Consider the following 18,384-nt stretch of genomic DNA (forward strand, 5'->3'; position numbering starts at 1 on the left):
CTGGAGGCGGACCGCAAGTTCGGGGCACACGTCTTCGACGCGACCAACGGCGGCGCACTGCTGTGGCAACACCTCTTCTGGTTCTTCGGCCATCCGGAGGTGTACATCATCGCCCTGCCGTTCTTCGGCATCATCTCCGAGGTCATCCCGGTCTTCTCCCGCAAGCCGATGTTCGGCTACATGGGCCTGATCGCCGCGACGATCTCCATCGCCGGCCTGTCCGTGACCGTGTGGGCGCACCACATGTACGTCACCGGCGGTGTGCTGCTGCCGTTCTTCTCCTTCATGACCTTCCTAATCGCGGTCCCGACCGGTGTGAAGTTCTTCAACTGGATCGGCACCATGTGGCGCGGCAGCCTCTCCTTCGAGACGCCCATGCTGTGGGTGATGGGCTTCCTGGTGACGTTCGTGTTCGGCGGACTGACCGGGGTGATGCTGGCCTCTCCGCCGCTGGACTTCCCGACCTCCGACACCTACTTCGTCGTCGCCCACTTCCACTACGTGGTCTTCGGCACCGTCGTCTTCGCGATGTTCGCGGGCTTCCACTTCTGGTGGCCGAAGATGACCGGCAGGATGCTGGACGAGCGTCTGGGGAAGATCACCTTCTGGACGCTGTTCACCGGCTTCCACGGCACCTTCCTGGTCCAGCACTGGCTGGGCGTGAACGGGATGCAGCGCCGGATCCCGGACTACCTGGCGGTCGAGGGGCTCACCACCCTCAACACGGTCTCGACGGTCTTCTCCTTCCTGCTCGGCACGTCGATGCTGCCGTTCTTCTACAACGTGTGGAAGACGGCGAAGTACGGTGAGCCGGTGGGCGTGGACGACCCGTGGGGCTACGGCCGTTCGCTGGAGTGGGCGACATCCTGCCCGCCGCCGCGGCACAACTTCGCCGCGCTGCCGCGGATCCGCAGCGAGTCCCCGGCGTTCGACCTGCACCATCCGCGCTTCCCGGCGCCGGAGCGGGAGCTGACCGCGCGATGACCGCCGACGAGGGCCGGACGCTGGTCCAGGAGATCGAGGGTCATCTGCTGCTCGCCGCCGCACGCGAGGAGGGCCGTGCGGCGGCCGCCCGGCTGACCGCCCGGCTGGGCTGGCTCACCGACGCCCAGCGCGAGGACTTCGAGCGCCGGTTCGAGGCGGAGTACCTGACGCTGGCCCGCACCTCCTGGCGGCGCACCGCGCGGCGCGCCGAGGAACTGAGGCTGTCGTACGAGCACCGGTACCGGGCGCTGCGCAGGCGGCTGGCGGCCTGGGGCGTCCTCGGGTGCGCCCTCGTGGCGGCGACGGGCATGCTGGTCCTGGCGGCCGCCGGCGGCATGCCCGGACCGCCCTGATCCCTGCCCGCGGCCATGTGTGCGGCGTGCCCGGCGGGGGAACCTGATTCGTCCGGGTTCGGGCGGGTGAGAGGAGCAGTCCCTGTGACAGCGTCGGCGTCTGCGGCGGGCGGTCGGGACCCGGGCGCCCAGGACCCGGGCGCCCCCGATGCCGGGTACGAGCCGGACCCGCGCCGGTGGCGGGCCCTGTGGGTCACCCTGGTCGCCGGCTTCATGAGCCTGCTGGACGTGACGATCGTGGCGGTCGCCCTGCCCACCATCCAGCGCGACCTGCACGCCTCCGCGGCGCAGGTGCAGTGGGTGGTCTCCGGATACGCCCTCACCTTCGCCCTCGCTCTCGTCACCGCGGGACGGCTCGGCGACGCCCTGGACCGGCGGCGCATCTTCCTGCTGGCCCTCAGCACCTTCGTGGTCTTCAGCGCGGCCTGCGGCGCGGCCCCCGACATCACGCTGCTGGTGGCGGCCCGGCTGGCCCAGGGCCTGGCGGCGGGCTTCATGGCCCCCCAGAACTCCGCGCTCATCCAGCAGCTCTTCCGCGGCGCCGAACGCGGCCGTGCCTTCGGGCTCTTCGGTACGACGGTCGGGATCTCCTCCGCCGTGGGCCCGATCACCGGGGGTGTCATCCTCGCCCTGGCATCCGGTGCCCAGGGCTGGCGGTGGATCTTCTACGTCAACGTCCCCATCGGCATCCTCGCGGTGCTGCTCGGCCGCCGCCTGCTGCCCCGCACCGGGCGGTCCGGGCGGGGGCACGTGGACCTGCCCGGGGTCCTGCTGCTGGGTCTCGGTGTGCTCTGCCTCATGTATCCGCTGGTGCAGGCGGACTCGGGCGGCATCGGGGAGCTCTGGTGGCTGTTCCTCGCCGGGGTCGCGGTGCTCGCCGTCTTCGCCCGGTGGCAGCGGCGGCTCGTCACCCGCGGCAGGCAGCCGCTGCTCGACCCGCGCCTGTTCACCACCGTGCGCGGCTACGCCGTCGGGGCCGGCGTCGGCACGCTGTACTTCATCGGATTCAGCGGCGTCTGGCTGGTCTTCGCCCTCTTCTACCAGCACGGCCTCGGCTTCTCCCCGCTGCGGTCCGGGCTGGCCGTGACCCCGTTCGCCGTCGGCTCGGCGATCACCTCCGTGGTGGCCGGCCGGCTGGTGGAGCGGTTCGGCAGGCTGCTCACGGTGTGCGGTCTCGCCGGCGTGATCCTGGGCCTCGGCGGCACCGCGCTGCTGCTGCGCTACGGGCCCTCGGGCAGCGCTCCCTGGCCGGCCGCCCCGCTGCTGTTCCTGGGCGGCGTCGGCGGCGGGTTCGTCGTCTCCCCCAACATCACCATGACCCTGCGGGACGTGCCGGTGCGCATGGCGGGCGCGGCGGGCGGCGCCCTCCAGACGGGCCAGCGGCTCGGCGCCGCGGTGGGCACCGCCGCCCTGCCCGGCCTCTTCTACCTGGTGCTCGGCAGGAGCCATGACTACCGCGGCGCCCTCTTCGCCGCGCTGGGCGCCGCCCTCCTCGGCATGGTGGCCTCCCTGGCCCTCGCGACGTCCGACTGGCGGCGCGACCGGCGGATCCGCGGACCGCGCGGCAAGTGCCCCGACGAGGTCGCCAACAGTCCGGTGAACGCCCGGCAGACCTGAGCGGCGGGCCTTCGGGCCCTGCTCGTGGCTCAGACGGCGCGTTCCGTACGGCGGACCAGCCGCCGCACCTGCTCCAGCGGCCGTACCACGCAGCGCGCCAGGAGCAGGGACGGGCTGATCAGGGTGGAGCCGACCTCGTGACCGTCCTTGACGCAGGCGTACGGCGAGCTGTGCACGCGTACGTCGCTGCCCACCGCCGTGATCTGCCGCGCCAGCGCCGCCTTGGGGGCGCAGACCGCGACCGGCCCCACGATGTCGTCCGCCGGGCGCCCACCGCGCACCCGGCGGGCCCACAGCGCCTCGAGGATGAGGTGTTCGCGCACGGAGAAGCCGCCGACCGCGGTTCCGAGCAGCCAGCCGTCGCCGACCCGTTCGAGCAGCTCGTCCTGGGTGTGCGGGCCCGCTTGCACGTCGAGCACGCTGCAGCGCGGTACGGCCGCGCCCCGGGCACCGCGACCGTGGCCGGTGCTGCTGCCCGCGCTCAGGGCGCTGGTCGCCCGGGAGGTGAGCAGCGCGCTCCAGCGGCCGTCGCGGAGCAGTGTGACGGTCCGGGCAGCGGTGCCCTCGTCGTCCCGCAGGTAGCTGCCCGCGTACGGACGGGCCGTCGGGCGGTCCCGCACGGTCAGCGGAGCCCGGGTCCAGGTGTCGCCGAGGGACCGGCCGAGGGCCTGCCGCTGGGCCAGGTAGTTGTCGGCCTCGCTGGTGTGCCCGAAGCACTCGTGCACCAGGATCCCGGCCATCTGGGGCGTGAGCAGGGCCGGGCCCGACAGCGGGCCGGACAGCGGACGGCGCCGGGCCAGCAGCGCGCGGTCGTCGAGCAGCCGGGCCACACCGCCGTCCAGCTCGGCCGCCACGTAGCCGCCGTCGTGGGCGGCGACGCCCCACTGCGGGGTGTGGCCGTGCCGGGCCGGGCCGAGGCGGATCCGCACCCGGCACAGCCCGTCGTGTTCGTCGTGGTCGACGTGCGCGCCGGGTCCGAGCCGGGCGCGGGCCCGTGCCAGTGCCGCGCCGACGACGTCCTCGCCGGAACCGGGCGGGACGGACGGCGGACCGTGGGGCTCCAGGTCAGCCACGGTCGAGCCGGTCGATCGCGCTCCGGCACCCCGCGAGCAGCCGGGCGCCGTGCTCGGTGGGCTCGGCGGCCTCGAGCAGGTTCTTCTCGGCGACCCGCAGCTGATCGGTCTTCAGCGCGACGTACCGCTCGATGCGGGCCCGTTCGGCCGGGTCGCGCTCGACCCGGAGGTGACGGCCGGCCACGTGGACGTCGTTGATGAAGGAGAGGATGCCGTGCACGATGTGCCCGAGCGGGCGCTCGGCGTCGACGAACGGCGAGTGGTGCCGCGCCTCGGGATTGCGCACCACCGCCACACAGTCGAGGATGCCGCTGAAGCGCTGGTGGGTGGCCTCGTGGACCAGGGTCTGGGCCAGCATGTAGGCGGGCCGCTCACTGGTCAGGACCAGGCCCCGCAGGCCGTGGACGCTGAAGTTCAGGGGCTTGAGGCCGCGGTGGCCGCCCAGTGCCGCGAACGCCTGGATGTCGATCGCCGCCATCTCCCGGCCCTCGGGCCACACGGCCGCCAGCGCGTCGGCTCCCCGCCGCACCGTCGCGGCGAAATCCCGCGCCCGCTCCGGGGACAGGTCGAGCGGGACCTCGTCTCCTTCGCCGGCCCACCCGAAGAGCTGGGCGGCGCGGTGCCCGGCGGCGGTGGTGACGACCGGTGCCGCGGGGCGCCGGGCGCCGAGGCCCACGTGGGCCGTCGCGCCCGGTCGCTCCGGCTCCAGGCACCGGCCGAGCTGGGTGAGCAGGGTGCCGGGGTCGGTGCCGGGCCGGGTGGCGCGCCAGATCCAGCCGGTCATGTCCGGGGACACCGCCCGCTCCAGGGCCTCGTCGACGTCCCATGCCTCCAGCAGTTCCAGGGCGAGGGCGACCTCGGGCGCGTCGGGACGGTCCTCGCGCAGCGCCCTGACCGCGCGCAGGAGCCGCACCAGGTACTGGCGGGCCACGACCCGGCGCAACTGCTCGTCGGCGGCGACGGCGGCGTCGTCCTCGGCCAGGACGATCAGTGACAGATCGGGCAGCCCCGCCGCCGACCTGTCCGCCGCGAGCTCCTTCAGCCTCATGCTTCCCCCTGTCCCTGTCCCTGTCCCGCCGGTGCCGGCCGTCCCTCCGCCGGTTCCGCGGGGTGATCCGCCGGTTCCGGCGCCGGGTCGGTGACGGTGCGCAGGGCGGCGACGAGTGCCGCCTCCAGCCGCTCTGGGTCAGCGCCGGCCAGGGGCAGCGGCTCCCACCAGGCGTCCTGTGCGGTCAGTGCGCGCAGCAGCGGCTTGAGGTGGGTGCTCAGCGCGCTGCGCGCGTTGTACGAGAAGGACACGCTGACCGAGCCCTCGTCGGCGCCGTCCGGGTTCTCGACGCCCTCGTGGGGGGCGAACAGCGGCAGGTAGAGCACGTCGCCTGGGTGCAGCACCACTTCCCAGGGCCGCCCGGGCAGTCGGCCCGAGGGGACGAACCCCTTGGTCTCCAGCATGCGCTTGCGCTGCCGCTCGCGTCCGGTGTCGCCCGGCAGTCCGACGCGCCAGCTCTTGGAGCCCTGCTGCTGCACCACGAAGTTGTCGCTGTGGTCGAAGTGGCAGCCGATTCCGGCGCCACCCCCGCGTGTGACGGACAGGTCGGCCGTGCACTCGTCCCAGCCGAAGAGACCGGCCAGTTTCCCGCAGGCGGCCGCCAGTTCGGGCACGGTGTGCTGCGCCTGGTTGACGAACAGCACGCTCCCGTCGGGGCGCCGGTGCACGCCCGCCCCGGAGGTGTCCCCGTCCAGCCGGGCCTCCAGTGCCGTGACGTCGGACCAGGTCAGCGCCGGCGCCAGGAACCGCGGGCCGCAGCCGCGCAGGACGACGGGCCGGCGGCGCCAGTGCTCGCGGTGGAAACGGTCGAGGTCGAGCCGGTCCGTCTCGTCCGGGCGGTTCATCTCGTCCGGGCGGTTCATCTCGTCCGGGCGGTCCGTCTCGTCCGGGTGGTGAGCGGCCGGCCGGCCGGTCCGCTGAGTGTTCATCGCAGCCCCCATGCGCGCACTCGGTCCTCCAGCGAGGTCCGCACCCGCGGTGCGAGCGCGTCGAGGCGCCCGTCCAGGAAGGTGGTCAGGGCCTCGTACAGTGGGCGGCGGGCGGGGCCGATGACGCAGCGGCCGCCTCCCGCCAGGAACATCGTCGGTTTCAGCAGCCACTCCTCGGGAGCCTCGTCGTACGCGCGGAACCCGCACAGCACGCCACCGTGGAACGCCATGTGGGCCAGGGTGACGTCGAAGGTGGCGTGGGCCCCGGTCGCGACCGCGCGGACGACTGCGGCGGCGGCCTCGTGGTGGACGAGCGGCTCCAGTTCGCCGAGCGGGTCGAGCTCCGGCGGCCGCCCGGCCATGAAGCGGTGGAAGCACTCGGGCAGGGTCGTGCCGCGGCCGTACGGGGAGAACGGGACGTCGCGGAAGCGCTGGAAGGACGGCGAGGCGATGAACCGCTCCGCCACCCGGTTGACCGCCACCCCGTGTCGTTCCCGCAGTTGGTCCAGGGTGCGGGGGAACGCCCCCTTGAGACCGGGTCCGGTGCCGGTGCCCCCGGAGACCACCTCGGAGCGTATGTTCCTTCCCACCAGGGCCAGTTCGTGCACGTCCACCCGGCCGAAGGCGTCCACGAGGTCGGCGTCGAGCGCGGACCGGCCGCCGGCGGGGCCGTCGGCGGTGAACGCCTCGCGGAAGTCCCGGTCGTACAGGAGCCGGTCGAGGACCTTCAGGATCCGCTCGTGCCGCGCGGGCGGGCCGAGGACCGGTGCCGGGGTGTCATGCGGCACGGGCGCCGCCCTCCTTCCAGGACCGCACGAGCGCGAACAGCCGCTCGGCGTTGGGCCGCGACTTCGGGACGAGGTGTCCCTCGGCGGTGAACTTGGGGTCCTCGTAGGTGACCCCGGTCAGGTTCGGCATCTGCGGCAGCAGGTGCTCCAGCAGGGCCAGTTGCTCGTCGAGCAGCACTCCGTGGTGCAGGTCGCGGAAGCGTCCTTCGACGATCTGGCAGCCCGACAGGTGCACTTCGTGGCAACGGTCGAGCGGCAGCGCGTCCAGGCCCTCGAACATCCGCGGCCCGGTGCGTCCCATCAGCCACTGGTAGGCGAGAATGTGGCCGATGTCGATGGTCGCCAGGGCTCCGGTCTCCCGGATCACCGTGTCGTAGAAGGTGAAGGCGTCCAGGTCGCCGACGAGGAAGCTGCCGCCCTCGGTGAAGCCGGGGAACTCCACGGACAGGGGTGCCCGCAGCCGTCCCACCCAGTCGGCCACACCGGTCACGCAGTGCTCCAGGCCTTCCGCGGTGAGGACGGGCGGCATGGGGTAGGGCAGGCTGCGGCCCGCCAGGGACCAGATGCCGAGGTCCTCGATGACCCAGCGGAATCCGTAGCGTTCGACGAGCGCGTTGGTGAAGTCCGCGATCTCGTCGCGCCGGTAGCGCTCCGGGCTCCCGGTGTTGAGCAGGGTGTGGTGGAAGGCGCGGGGGCGCTCGGCGCCGAAGAGTTCGAAGAGCCGGTCGTATGCCGGGAAGTAGCGCTCGGGGGCGAGGGGCCCGTAGTCGATGGGCTGGAAGGCGACGAACATGTAGTCGTAGGCGGCGGCGTTGTGTCTCAGGAAGGCGGCCACCTGGTCGGTGGGCCGGCCGGAGCCGGTCTTGTCGAAGCCGATCCGCTCCCCCCAGACCAGGTCCATGCCCAGCCCCAGTCCGAGCTTCTCCATCACTCGCTCCTCCCTCCGCGGGCCTCGGACGGCACGGGCGCCCGGCGGGTGCCGGGTGCCGCGGAGGTGTCCGGCCCGTCGGGCTCCAGCAGGCGTTTGTCGAGCATCCGGTGCAGCCAGCGCCGGCCGTCCCGGTCCTCGGCCCGGAACCGGCCGTCCGGGGTGGGCGTCAGGCCGGCGGGCACGGCGGCCATCCGCGGCCAGGCCACGTCGGCCAGGTACCAGCGGCCGCCCACCCGTTCCAGGGCGACGGCGAACCGGGGCCGGGCCGCCGTCGCCGGGTCCCCGGTCGCCTCCTGACGGCCGCCCGGGTGCTGCGGCAGGTCGGGGCGGCCGGCCCGTTCGGCGTCGGGTACGGCCTCGACGGTCATCCGCAGCAGCCGGCCGCGGGCCTCCTCGGTCGCGGTGCCGCCGAGGACCGCGCCGCCGACGCGTCCCGCGGCGAAGGCCAGTCCGTCGTTGGTGACGAGCGGGTCGTCGTCCCCGCGCCGCCGGTCCGCCCACAGGTAGCTGCCGGGTTCGGCCACCACCAGTTGCAGGGTGTCCAGGCCCATGTCCGCGGGGTGGCGCTGGATGACGCCGACCGTGTCGCGGTGGCCCTCGGCGGCCCGGGGGTGGTCGTAGCCGTCCATGAAGGAGAGGTTGGTGACGATGCCCGCGCCGGTCAGGTTGAGCACGGCCCGCTCGGCGTGGGCCGCGTCCTGTCCCTTCCCGAGGGAGTCGAGGATGTCCTGGTGGGCCGTCTCGAAACCGGTCGAGATCTGCACGCAGCCGGCCTCGCGCAGCCGGCGGCAGAAGCCGGGGTCGGCCAGCTCCGGCTCCAGTCGGGCCCGGACCCGGAAGGTCAGGTCCGCCCCGCCGCGGCGCACGGCGTCCATGACCCGCAGCAGGTGCCGCAGACCGGTGTTCTCGTCGGCCACGGCCACATCGGTGATGCCGAGCACGCGGGCGAGTCCGACGAGGTGCCGGGCCGCGGTGTCGGGGTCGATCTGCTGGAAGGCCCGGGCGTCGCGGTAGCGGTTGCCGTACGAGCAGAACGTGCACCGTCCCCAGTAGCAGCCCACGGTGAGGCGGTAGGGGAACTGGTGGGCCTGGTTGCTGTAGTCCGCGAAGTCGAACTGCCCGAAGTCCGGCGCGGGTTGGCCGTTGAGGACGAACCCGTCGCGCAGGCCGTCGGCGGGCCGCTCCGGTACCGCACGGGTGCGGGCCGCTCCGGTCCCGAGCACGTCGGTCAGGAAGTCCTCGCCGTGGCCCACGCACCAGTGGTCGACCGAGCCGGCCGCCGCGGTCCGACGGCGCAGCAGAGCGGCCCACATCTGGACGGTCGGCCCGCCGAGGGCGATCCGGACGTCCGGCCCGCGCCGTCTGACCAGGGTGGTCAGCGCGAGGGTGGGGACCACCTGGCTGAAGAACGGAACGGTGAAGGCCAGGAGGCGCGGCCGGTGTTCGGCGAGCAGCGCTTCGAGGCGGTCGGCGCACCAGCGGGCGGACCAGGTGTCCAGGGACGCCCCGACCAGCTCGTCGATCCGTCCCAGCCGGGGTGTGCCGGGGAGGATCCAGCCGTCGCGGGCGGCCTGCTGCAGGACGTAGCGGCCGGTCGCGGTGATGGCCGTCTCCTGGGCGAACCCGGCGGAGCGGTCCCGGGCGGTGCGCAGCAGCAGGTCCCCGTGGGCGGCCCGGTAGTCCTCGCTGAGACCGCGGTAGACGGCGGCGGCGGTCCGCGCGCCGTCGGCGTCCCGCTGTTCCGGAGCAGGCCGGCGGCGCAGCAGCACCTCGTCGCGGTACTCCAGGTTCAGGTCGAGGGTGCGCACCCGGTACCCCTGGGCGGTCCAGGCCGCGGTGAGCTGGGGCATGGCCAGGTACGGGAACTGCACGGCCTCGCTGACCGGTGGCATCACCAGGAGTACGTCGGTCACGGCAGGTCCGCCTCCGGCCCGGCGGCGGCACCGGGCCCGGTCAGACGGGCCAGCCGCCGCAGCTCCCGCTCGGCCGACTCCGCCGTGTCCGGGTCGCCCTGGGCGCGGGCGAGGACGCGCAGCGTCTTCCAGACCCCTTTGCGCAGGGGCAGTTCGGCGGCGAGGGCGCGGAACTCGGCCAGGGCGGCTCCGGCGCCGTCGAGTCGCAGGGTGGCCCGCGCGCCCATGATCCGGGCGTGAGCGCCGAGGGTGTCCTGGGGGTCGATGGCCGCCGCCTCGCGCAGGTACGAGCGGGCGGCGCGGTGGTCGCCCGAGGCGAAGCGGGCGGCGCCGATGCGGTAGGCGAGCCAGCTTGAGCGGTAGCCGTGCGCGGCGGCCCGCTCGAAGCACTCCTCCGCCGTGCCGGGGCGTTCCGCCGTGTGCGCCAGGCCGCGCAGGGCGGTGACGACGCCCGCTTCCGGTCCGTCGCCGTCCACCTCGGGCCCGGACGGTCCGGCGCCCTGGTGGACGCGCAGCATCAGGTCCTCCGGCCAGGGCGTCGCGGGCAGGTACGAGGAGGGGCGCGCGCTCAGCCCGAGCCGCGCGGCGACGTCGGCGCCCACGGTGCGGTACTCGGACGGCAGGAAGCCGGACCGGGTGGACCAGGTCATCGCGGCCAGTTCGCCTCCGCAGGCGTCGACCAGGCGGGCCAGCTCGTCCGTGCCGTGCTCGGACCGGCCGTGCTCGTCCACCAGCCAGTCCAGGTCGATGTCCGTCACGACGTCCGTGCTTACGTGCCGGCCGAGGTGGTCGACGAGGAGGTCGGGGGGTACGACGGAAAGCCGGACCCCGCACAGCGTCACCGAGAGGCAGCAGCGCTCCGCACGCGGGTCGGCCGGTACGCCCGCGGTGCCGATCAGCGAGACCGCGTCGAGCGCGTGCTCCACCCAGCCGTCGGAGGAACGCCAGCTGGGCACCCAGACCAGGTCGGTGAGGCCGGCCGCGATCGCGGCGGCGGACCAGAAGTCGTCCAGGCCGAAGGCGCCGGGCACTCCGCGCACCGGCAGCCGGCGCACCAGCGGGGCCGGGGAGCCGCCCTCGTCGGCGGCGGCCCGCAGTGCCTCGGCGCCGCCCGGGGCCAGCGGTTTGAGGTCGAGGTGGCGGTCGAAGCAGACGACGGTGCGGCCGCTGTAGGGGCGGTCGGACCACAGTGCCGCGACCTCGCCGTGCTCTTCGAAGAGATCAACGTGTGCCGGCATCCGGTGACCGTTCCATGAGAGGTGTTCCCCGTGCCGGGGCGGCGTCGGCGGGCCGGGCGGAGGCGAACCGGCGGACGTCCGGCCGCACGGCCACCGCGGCGGTGGAGACGAGCACGAGGGCGCCGCCCCACAGCATGATCGAGCGGGCGTCGGCGAAGCGGAGCAGTGCGGCGCCCAGCAGCTGCCCGAGCGGCAGGGAGGCGAAGGAGAAGAAGAAGTCCGCCGAGAAGGCACGGCCGTGCAGGTCCTCGGGCACGTCCCGGCGCAGCCCGGTCATCTTGACGACGTCGAAGGCCTGCTGGCCGACGCCGCCCGCGAAGAAGGCGGCCGCGAGCAGCACGACGGAGCCGGTCACCACGGGGGCCAGCACGGTCACGCCGTACAGGGCGAGCAGGGTGAGCGCGTACAGGCCGCGGTGCCGGCCGCCGATCCGGCCGCCGACCAGGGCCCCCACGGCGTTGCCGATGGCGAAGGCGCCCAGGACGAAGCCGTAGACGGTCGCGCTGTGACCGCGCTCGATCAGGAAGACGGGCAAGGCGACCATCCAGGGGCCGACGGCGAACACCACGTGCACGACGGCGAGGAGCTGCACATGGCGCAGCCACGGGATGCGCCACAGCACGGCGAGGCCCTGGAGGGCGGTGCGCAGGAGGGCGGGTTCGGCTTCCTCCGCGTCCTCGCGGCCGTCCGGCGGGCCGTCCGGCTCGGGCCCGGCCTGCGCGGACGTCCGTTCCGCGTGTTCGGCCTGGGAGCGGGTTCCGACGCGCGCGCCCGCCCAGCGGGTGGCGGCGGCGGAGACGCCGAACGCGAACGCGGCGAGCACGGCGCCCGTGGGCGCGCCGAGTGCGCCCACGATCGCGGCTGCCAGGGTGGGTCCGACCATGCCCGCGCTGTTGCGCATGCCTTCCAGCAGGCCGTAGGCGGCGGTGACCTCGGCGTCCTCCGCACCGGCGGCGCTCCGGTCCGCGGGGTCCGGCAGGACCCGGGGCGCGACGACGAGCAGGGCGGGCTCGCTGACCGCCTCGCACAGTCCGATCAGTACGGCGACGAGGACGACGACGGCGTCCAGCCTGCCGTCCCAGACCAGGGCCAGCGCGACGAGCGCGGCGACGCGGGTGGAGTCCGCGACGACGGCGGCGCGGACCGGGTCGAACCGGTCCAGCAGGGCCCCGCTGAACAGCACCACTCCGCCGAGCGCGACGAAGCGTGCGGCGAAGACGGCGCCGATGGTCTCGGCGGGCGTGCCCGCCTTCGCGGCCGCCACCACGACAATGATGGGGAAAAAAGCGTCACCGACAAGGGAGACCATCTGGCCAAAACAAAGACCGGCGAAACGCCGGTGCCGCAACAGCCGTACATAAATCGCCACAGGGGGCCGTGAAACCTTTCTCGCCGATTGCGCCGGGATTCATTTCTGGAGAACCGGACGACGGCAACGGGTGGGCGGGCCGGAAAAACCGGGCCGCCCACCCGCTTTCATCTCTGGTCCGGGCCGGCCTTAGCTGCGGAACCGGAACGCGTGGAACGCCACGCTGTCGTCCAGGTCCTCGGCCTCCAGGACCTCCAGAGAGTCGAGGTCCTCGATCTCCTCGAGGATCTTCTGGTCGGTGTTCGACTCGCCCATTGCGTCTCCCTCGGAAATAGGGCACCACAGGCCCAACCCCGCAGCGCTTTCAATTGATCCTAGGGGACACTCCTCGCCCGCCCACAGAAGGCATGGGCAGTTTGACCGAAAAGCACGCGGGGTGGCCCGGGTTCCGCTTTCCGATCAATGCGGCACGCCAGGAAGCGGCGGGAAAAGGAACGGAACCGGCCGTTCCTTCATGTGTGCCGTGGCTCGTTCCGACCGGATTCGGAACTTCGCCCGCGGAAACATCCCGCCTGCTGCCCGAAAGGGTGACGTGGAGGCATTGCGCCCGGAGAATTCCGGCCGGGGAGGGAGTGGCGTGTCAGCCGGTGGTGAGCACCATCCGGAAGCGGGCCCGGCCCTCGAGCATCTTCCGGTAGGCCTCGTCCGCCTGCGCCAGCGGCACCGACTCCGTCATCGGGCGGATGCCGTGCAGGGCGCTGAACGCCATGGTGTCCTCGACGTCCTTGGCGGTGCCGGAGGGGTGACCGCGGACCACCCGGCCGCTCATGAGCAGCTGGACCGGGCTGATGCCCAGCGGCTCGGTGTCCGCTCCGATGACCACCAGCTCGCCGCGGGGCGCGAGACCCTCCACGGTGGCCGTGATGGCCTCGGAGTGCCCGGCGGTGGCGAGGACGACCTTGGCGCCGCCGAGGGACTGCAGGGCCTCGGCGACCGGCGTGCCGGAGGTGCTGTCGACGTAGTGGTGGGCGCCGAGCCGCTTGGCGAAGTCGGCCTTCTCGGCGCCCCGGGCGATCCCCACGGTCTCGAAGCCCATGGCGGCCGCGTACTGCACCCCGAGGTGCCCGAGGCCGCCGAGCCCGAGCACCGCGACCAGGTCGCCCGGCCGGGCGGAACTGCGTCGCAGCCCGTTGAACGTGGTGACGCCGGCGCAGGCCATGGGCCCGGCGTCGCCCGCCGCCAGTCCCTCGGGGATCCGGGCCAGGGCGTCGACGGGCACGAGCACCTTGTCGCCGAAGCCGCCGTCGTACGCCCAGCCCGGGACCTTCAGGTTCGGGCAGACGACGAAGTCGCCCTCGCGGCAGGACGGGCAGTGGCCGCAGCTGCCGCCGAACCAGCCGACGGCCACCCGGTCACCGGTCTGCCATCCGCGCTCCCGGGCTCCCTCGCCCAGCTCCTCGATCCGGCCGGCGATCTCGTGCCCGGGCACCTCGGGGAACGACACGCCCGGTAGCCCGCCGCTCACGAAGAGGGCGTCGCTGTGGCAGATCCCGCACGCCTCCACGGCGATCAGGACCTGACCGCGCCCGGGCCGGGGCACCTCTCGCTCGGCCAGTTCGAACGTGCCGTCCGGGGTGGTCACCTGCGCGACTCGGTAGGTACTCATCTGCATCTCCGGAGAACGGGTACGACGGCCCCCTGAACCAGCAGACCAGCTACGGCCGGATGGCGCGCGCCGAACCCCGTCCCGCCACCGTCCGGCACGGACCCGGGCCGGGCTCACCCCCGCCCGGCCCGCCAGCCTTCCGGGCGCAGGATGCCGAGCAGTTGGCGGACGAGTTCGTCGACGACCTCGTCCAGGGTCGCGTCCACCCAGCCGGCGCTCCAGTCGTGCAGCAGGCCGTTCACGCTGCCGATGAAGGCGGTCGCCGCGAGGCGGTAGTCGCGCACCGCCGCCTCCCCGCGGGCCACGGCCGCGTCGGCCTCCGCGCGGATCAGACGGACCCAGCGGGCCCGGCGGGCGAGGCGCTGCTCCTCCAGCCGGGCGCTGACGCCGATGATCTCCACGAAGGCGATGCGGATACGGCGCGGGTCGCTGGTGACGTCGCGGGCGTAGGCGCGGAACAGCACGGCGACCCGCTCGGCCAGCGGCAGCCCCTCCGCCGCCGCGAGCGCGTCCAGCACGGCCTGCTCCGCCCAGCCGTTGACCTCCAGGTGCAGGGCCGCGAGCACGTCCTCCAGGGTGCGGAACTCCTCGTAGAACTGGCGGGTGGACAGGCCCGCCGCCTGGCAGAGGGCGGCCACCGTGGTCGCCCGGTAGCCGGGGGTGTCGCCGAACAGCCGCAGCGCGGCGTCCAGGAAGCGCCGGCGCCGCTCGGCCTGCCGCTCCTCGGCGGTCCTGCCGCCGTAACGGCCCGTCGGCGCTCTGAGCCTGCCCGTCACGCTGCCCCCTCCCGTTCCCACCGCTCCCCCAATCTTGTCGTGCACACATCTTGTCGAGAAGGCCGGCCCTTCCTTACTTTTCAGTAAGTTCACAGTGAAAGCGCCGGTGTTCAGATTCCCCGGGGAAAGAGAGCAGTCATGCCCGCCTCCAGAACCAGGCACCTTTGCTCCATGGCCGCCGCCCTCGCACTGACCCTCGCCGGCCCGGCGACCGCCGCCTCCGCTTCCGCCTCCGCCACGGACCCCGCCGGTCTGCGGGAAGTGCTGTTCGTCGGCAACAACTGGGACGGCACCGCCGATGTCGTCAAGTCCTCCGGCGACTTCGCCGGGATCGGCCGGATCGACGTGATCCCGGACCGGGACCAGCGGATGGCGGAGATCAACGCGGACCCGATCAAGTGGATCTACTTCCAGGCCATCCGCAACAGCGTGGGCGAGGGTCACGACCAGTTCGCCGACGACATGTACTCCACCCCGGACGGCCGCTCCGTCGTGGTCTCCCGTCCCAGCTTCGCGGACGTCGTCTCGATCGACCTGGCCAGCGGAAAGGTCAACTGGCGCTTCCCCGTGTCCGGTTACCGGGCCGACCACATGGCGGTCTCACCGGACGGCACCCGCGTCGCGGTGTCCGCCTCGACCGCGAACACCGTGCACGTGCTGGACATCGGGACCGGCAGGCAGCTCGGCTCGTTCGCCACCGGCGACAAACCGCACGAGAACATCTTCACCAGGGACGGCAAGTACATCTGGAACATGTCCATAGGTGACGTCAACACCGCCCTGGACGACCCGGTCTGGGACTGGACGAAGGGCGACCGGCGCATCACGGTCGTCGACGCGACGACCTTCAGGCAGGTGAAGGTCGTCGACATGCGGCAGCGCCTGGACGCGTACGGTCTGAAGGACTTCTCCGACGCCGTGCGCCCCGCCGTCTTCTCGCCCGACGAGTCCAAGCTGTACTTCCAGGTGTCGTTCTTCAACGGCTTCCTGGAGTACGACGTCGCCACCGACAGGATCACCCGGACGAAGACCCTGCCGAAGAACCCGGCGACCAGTTCGGACCGCACCACCTGGGTCAACGACTCACGCCACCACGGGCTCTCGATGAACCCCGCGGGCACGAAGCTCTGCGTGGCGGGCACCATGGACGACTACGCCACGGTGGTCGACCGCGCCACTCTCCAGGAGGGCCCGCTGGTCACCGCGTCCAAGCCGTACTGGGCCACGGTGAGCGGGGACGGCAAGGACTGCGTGGTCTCCGAGTCCGGCGCGGACCAGGTCACCGCGATCGACTTCGCCACCGGCCGCAAGGTCGTGTCCGTTCCGGTCGGCGACCATCCGCAGCGCGTCCGGCTGGGACATGTCCGGGACGACTGGACGGGCCCGGGCGGAAACTGAGCGGTGCGCGGCCCCCGGGGTGCCCCCATGACCCCGGAGGCCGTGCCACGCCGGCGGGGACGCCTCGGGGAGACGGTCCCGGCCGCCGAGCGGCGGTCCCGGCCCAGGGAGAGCGGCTCAGCCCCGGGAGGCGGTCACAGCCCCGGAGAAGCGGCTCAGCCCCCGGGAGGCGGTCTCAGTCGCCCACTCGGCGCGTCACGTTCAGCAGGTACTCCTTCCGGTCGAGCGGGTTGTGGTCGGTGCGCGGGCGCTCGGGCACCGGACCGTGGGTGACCGGCGCGTAGTGGTCGAAGGCCGTCTCCAGCTCGCCCTCGCCCCGGGTGAGACCGGGCAGCCGCTGCTCCAGTTCGTGCACCCGCGCGGCCGGCACGGCTCCCTCCAGGACACAGGCCCGGTCACGGGCCCCGGTGCGCTCCGGAACGGCGCCCAGCCGGGCCAGCACCGGCAGCAGGGCGCCCAGGGTGTCGGCGGGGGCCTCGAGCCGGAAGCGGTGCACCGGCTCGTGCACCCGGGTGCCGGCCCGGCGCAGCGCCTCGGTGAGCACCAGCGGGGTCAGTCCGCGGAAGTCGTACCCGGTGCTGGACATGCTCTTGTCGAAGCCCTGGTGGGCGTGGCTCTGCCGGGGTGAGTAGCCGGAGTGGGTCATGGTGACCGTGCAGTCGGGGACCTGCCAGCCGTGCGGCCCCTGGCCGAGGGTCTCTCGGACGGTGTCCTCCACGGCCTTGAAGAAGGCGTACGGCATGGAGCCCAGCTCGACCTCCAGCCGGAACCCGACACCCGAGCCGGGCGGGGCGGGGTCGGCCCGCAGGCCGACGGTGGCGAGGAAGGGGTTGCCGTCCCTCTTGTTGAACTCCACCGCGTGACCGGTGCCGGTGAGCCGTTCGACGCACAGGGTGGTGGTCTCCCGGAAGGTGACGTCCAGCCCGTACTCCTCGGCGAGCGTGGCCTGGACGACCTCCTTCTGCACCTCGCCGTAGAGGGAGACGGAGGTCTCCCCGCGCACCTCGTCGTGGCGGACGCCGATCAGCGGGTCCTGTTCGGCCAGCTGGGTGAGCGCGAGGTGCAGCGAGCGCCGGCCGGTGCCGGGGCCCGGCACGACGACGGTCTCCAGGCTCGGTGGTGCGAAGTGGTGCTCGTACGCCTGTCTGGGCGCGCCGAGCGCGTCGCCGATCCGGATGCCGCCGAGCCCCCACACCCGGGCGATCCGGCCCGCCGCCGCGCCGTCCTGCCGGGAGTCGGCGCCCCGGTCGAAGACGGTGAGCGCGGTGACCCTGCCCTCCTCGCGGGCGGCGCCGAACGGAACGCGGTCGCGCACCCGCAGGGTGCCGGAGAAGATCCGCGCGTAGGCGACCTTCTCCCCGGCCGGACCCCGCTCGACCTTGAACACCGTGCCGGACAGCGGGCCGTCCGGGTCGCCGCCGGCCGTCGGCAGCAGCCGCTCGATGCCGTCGATCAGCTCGGGCACGCCGGCCCCGGTGACGGCGGAGCCGAAGTAGACCGGATGGACCAGCGCCCGCCGGGTCTGCCGGGCCAGGGCCGCTCGCAGCCGCCCGGTGGTGACCCGGCCGTCGACGTAGGCGGACAGCAGGCCGTCGTCGTGGTCGGTGAGGGCGTCGAGCGCCGAGGGGCCGAGACCTGGGACGAAGCGGGCGGCGGGGGTGCCGGGCGCCGCGGCCGTGCCCATGACGACGAGCGGTACGGCGAGCCGGCGGGCCATCTCGTCGAGCACGGCCCGGTCCCCGGCTCCGCGCCGGTCGATCTTGTTGACGAAGACGAGGGTGGGGATGCGCAGCCGGCGCAGGGTCCGCATGAGCACCCTGGTCTGCGCCTGGACGCCCTCAACGGCCGAGACGACCAGGACGGCGCCGTCCAGCACTCCGAGCACCCGTTCCACCTCGGCGATGAAGTCCGGGTGGCCGGGGGTGTCGATGAGGTTGACGGTCACGGTGTCGAGCGGGAACGACACGACGGCCGACTTGATGGTGATGCCGCGCCGGCGTTCCAGCGCGAGGGTGTCGGTCCGGGTGCTGCCGGCGTCGACGCTGCCGATCTCGTCGGTGACCCCGGCCGCGTGCAGCAGCCGTTCGGTCAGGCTGGTCTTACCGGCGTCGACGTGGGCCAGGATCCCGAGGTTGAGCAGGTGCACGAAGCGTCATGTCCTTGTGTGAGGGGGGCGTGCCTTCCTGGGTGGACATGGACGTCGCTCGCATGGTCGCTCCTGGTTCCGGTCGGGGGCTCGACCGGTGCAGTGCACCAGGGCAGGCCCCGCCGAGGCAATGGATTAATACTCAACGAACCCCCGCCGCAGCACTCGCCGGGTCCGGGGCGCCGCCTTAGAGTGACCTACATCACGCCAGTCTG

At 73.3% G+C, this 18,384-nt stretch carries 16 protein-coding genes; 4 read left to right on the forward strand and 12 right to left on the reverse strand.

The genetic code is table 11. From position 1 onward, the window contains the following. From ACWCPN_RS28110 to ACWCPN_RS28120, 3 genes are all read left to right on the forward strand, one after another. The coding region (locus ACWCPN_RS28110) for a cytochrome c oxidase subunit I (protein WP_451211455.1) at window positions 1–984 on the forward strand (984 nt) is incomplete at its 5' end. Next, a complete protein-coding gene (locus ACWCPN_RS28115; RefSeq protein ID WP_451211458.1) occupies window positions 981–1,337 on the forward strand; it encodes a hypothetical protein in 357 nt (118 codons plus the stop codon). The genes ACWCPN_RS28110 and ACWCPN_RS28115, both read left to right, overlap by 4 nt. Before the next feature lie 84 nt (window positions 1,338–1,421). After that, complete coding sequence (locus ACWCPN_RS28120) at window positions 1,422–2,954, forward strand: MFS transporter (protein WP_451211461.1); 1,533 nt, start codon at window positions 1,422–1,424, stop codon at window positions 2,952–2,954. A gap of 29 nt (window positions 2,955–2,983) precedes the next feature. On the opposite strand, the gene ACWCPN_RS28125 is transcribed toward ACWCPN_RS28120, so the two are convergent. The 11 genes from ACWCPN_RS28125 to ACWCPN_RS28175 all read right to left on the reverse strand — a co-directional run bounded on the left by ACWCPN_RS28125 (window position 2,984) and on the right by ACWCPN_RS28175 (window position 14,625). Next, window positions 2,984–4,027, reverse strand: coding sequence for a metallopeptidase TldD-related protein (locus tag ACWCPN_RS28125; protein ID WP_451211464.1), 1,044 nt, complete (start codon window positions 4,025–4,027; stop codon window positions 2,984–2,986). Then, the gene (locus ACWCPN_RS28130; protein ID WP_451211467.1) at window positions 4,020–5,075 is read right to left on the reverse strand and encodes an aKG-HExxH-type peptide beta-hydroxylase; all 1,056 of its coding nucleotides are present in this window, start codon (window positions 5,073–5,075) and stop codon (window positions 4,020–4,022) included. The genes ACWCPN_RS28125 and ACWCPN_RS28130 overlap by 8 nt, the downstream gene beginning before the upstream one ends. After that, a complete protein-coding gene (locus ACWCPN_RS28135) occupies window positions 5,072–6,004 on the reverse strand; it encodes a JmjC domain-containing protein (protein ID WP_451211470.1) in 933 nt (310 codons plus the stop codon). The genes ACWCPN_RS28130 and ACWCPN_RS28135 overlap by 4 nt, the downstream gene beginning before the upstream one ends. Further along, window positions 6,001–6,792, reverse strand: coding sequence for a hypothetical protein (locus ACWCPN_RS28140; protein WP_451211473.1), 792 nt, complete (start codon window positions 6,790–6,792; stop codon window positions 6,001–6,003). Before ACWCPN_RS28140 ends, ACWCPN_RS28135 begins: the two co-directional genes overlap by 4 nt. Next, on the reverse strand, window positions 6,782–7,720 hold the full coding sequence (locus ACWCPN_RS28145; protein WP_451211476.1) for a multinuclear nonheme iron-dependent oxidase: 939 nt from the start codon (window positions 7,718–7,720) through the stop codon (window positions 6,782–6,784). Before ACWCPN_RS28145 ends, ACWCPN_RS28140 begins: the two co-directional genes overlap by 11 nt. Further along, the gene (locus ACWCPN_RS28150; RefSeq protein WP_451211479.1) at window positions 7,720–9,636 is read right to left on the reverse strand and encodes a B12-binding domain-containing radical SAM protein; all 1,917 of its coding nucleotides are present in this window, start codon (window positions 9,634–9,636) and stop codon (window positions 7,720–7,722) included. Before ACWCPN_RS28150 ends, ACWCPN_RS28145 begins: the two co-directional genes overlap by 1 nt. After that, window positions 9,633–10,874: a tetratricopeptide repeat protein gene (locus tag ACWCPN_RS28155; RefSeq protein ID WP_451211482.1), complete on the reverse strand. Its 1,242-nt coding sequence runs from the start codon at window positions 10,872–10,874 to the stop codon at window positions 9,633–9,635. The genes ACWCPN_RS28150 and ACWCPN_RS28155 overlap by 4 nt, the downstream gene beginning before the upstream one ends. Continuing rightward, on the reverse strand, window positions 10,858–12,243 hold the full coding sequence (locus ACWCPN_RS28160; RefSeq protein WP_451211485.1) for an MFS transporter: 1,386 nt from the start codon (window positions 12,241–12,243) through the stop codon (window positions 10,858–10,860). Before ACWCPN_RS28160 ends, ACWCPN_RS28155 begins: the two co-directional genes overlap by 17 nt. A gap of 129 nt (window positions 12,244–12,372) precedes the next feature. After that, window positions 12,373–12,498 carry a hypothetical protein gene (locus ACWCPN_RS28165; RefSeq protein ID WP_351673548.1) on the reverse strand — a complete coding sequence of 42 codons (126 nt, stop codon included), beginning with the start codon at window positions 12,496–12,498 and terminating at the stop codon, window positions 12,373–12,375. Window positions 12,499–12,823: 325 nt separating this feature from the next. Continuing rightward, window positions 12,824–13,849 (reverse strand): alcohol dehydrogenase catalytic domain-containing protein, encoded by a 1,026-nt coding sequence (locus ACWCPN_RS28170; protein ID WP_451211489.1) that lies wholly within the window; start codon window positions 13,847–13,849, stop codon window positions 12,824–12,826. Window positions 13,850–13,962: 113 nt separating this feature from the next. After that, window positions 13,963–14,625 carry a TetR/AcrR family transcriptional regulator gene (locus ACWCPN_RS28175; RefSeq protein ID WP_451211492.1) on the reverse strand — a complete coding sequence of 221 codons (663 nt, stop codon included), beginning with the start codon at window positions 14,623–14,625 and terminating at the stop codon, window positions 13,963–13,965. Window positions 14,626–14,763: 138 nt separating this feature from the next. On the opposite strand from ACWCPN_RS28175, the gene ACWCPN_RS28180 reads away from it, so the two are divergent. Continuing rightward, entirely contained in the window at window positions 14,764–16,023 is a 1,260-nt protein-coding gene (locus ACWCPN_RS28180; protein ID WP_451211495.1) for a YncE family protein, read from the forward strand. A 175-nt stretch (window positions 16,024–16,198) separates the two neighbouring features. Here the strand turns inward: ACWCPN_RS28180 and ACWCPN_RS28185 are convergent, their stop codons facing one another. Then, window positions 16,199–18,169: a GTP-binding protein gene (locus ACWCPN_RS28185; protein ID WP_451211498.1), complete on the reverse strand. Its 1,971-nt coding sequence runs from the start codon at window positions 18,167–18,169 to the stop codon at window positions 16,199–16,201. Window positions 18,170–18,384 lie beyond the last annotated feature (215 nt).

The organism is Streptomyces sp. NPDC002386, from assembly GCF_053593175.1.

What these genes read in the sequence shown, in the direction of transcription:
- ACWCPN_RS28180 (WP_451211495.1), top strand. Translation starts at nt 14,764, where the DNA reads ATGCCCGCCTCCAGAACCAGGCACCTTTGCTCCATGGCCGCCGCCCTC.
- ACWCPN_RS28145 (WP_451211476.1), bottom strand. Translation starts at nt 7,720, where the DNA reads ATGGAGAAGCTCGGACTGGGGCTGGGCATGGACCTGGTCTGGGGGGAG.
- ACWCPN_RS28170 (WP_451211489.1), bottom strand. Translation starts at nt 13,849, where the DNA reads ATGAGTACCTACCGAGTCGCGCAGGTGACCACCCCGGACGGCACGTTC.
- ACWCPN_RS28115 (WP_451211458.1), top strand. Translation starts at nt 981, where the DNA reads ATGACCGCCGACGAGGGCCGGACGCTGGTCCAGGAGATCGAGGGTCAT.
- ACWCPN_RS28165 (WP_351673548.1), bottom strand. Translation starts at nt 12,498, where the DNA reads ATGGGCGAGTCGAACACCGACCAGAAGATCCTCGAGGAGATCGAGGAC.
- ACWCPN_RS28135 (WP_451211470.1), bottom strand. Translation starts at nt 6,004, where the DNA reads ATGAACACTCAGCGGACCGGCCGGCCGGCCGCTCACCACCCGGACGAG.
- ACWCPN_RS28155 (WP_451211482.1), bottom strand. Translation starts at nt 10,874, where the DNA reads ATGCCGGCACACGTTGATCTCTTCGAAGAGCACGGCGAGGTCGCGGCA.
- ACWCPN_RS28130 (WP_451211467.1), bottom strand. Translation starts at nt 5,075, where the DNA reads ATGAGGCTGAAGGAGCTCGCGGCGGACAGGTCGGCGGCGGGGCTGCCC.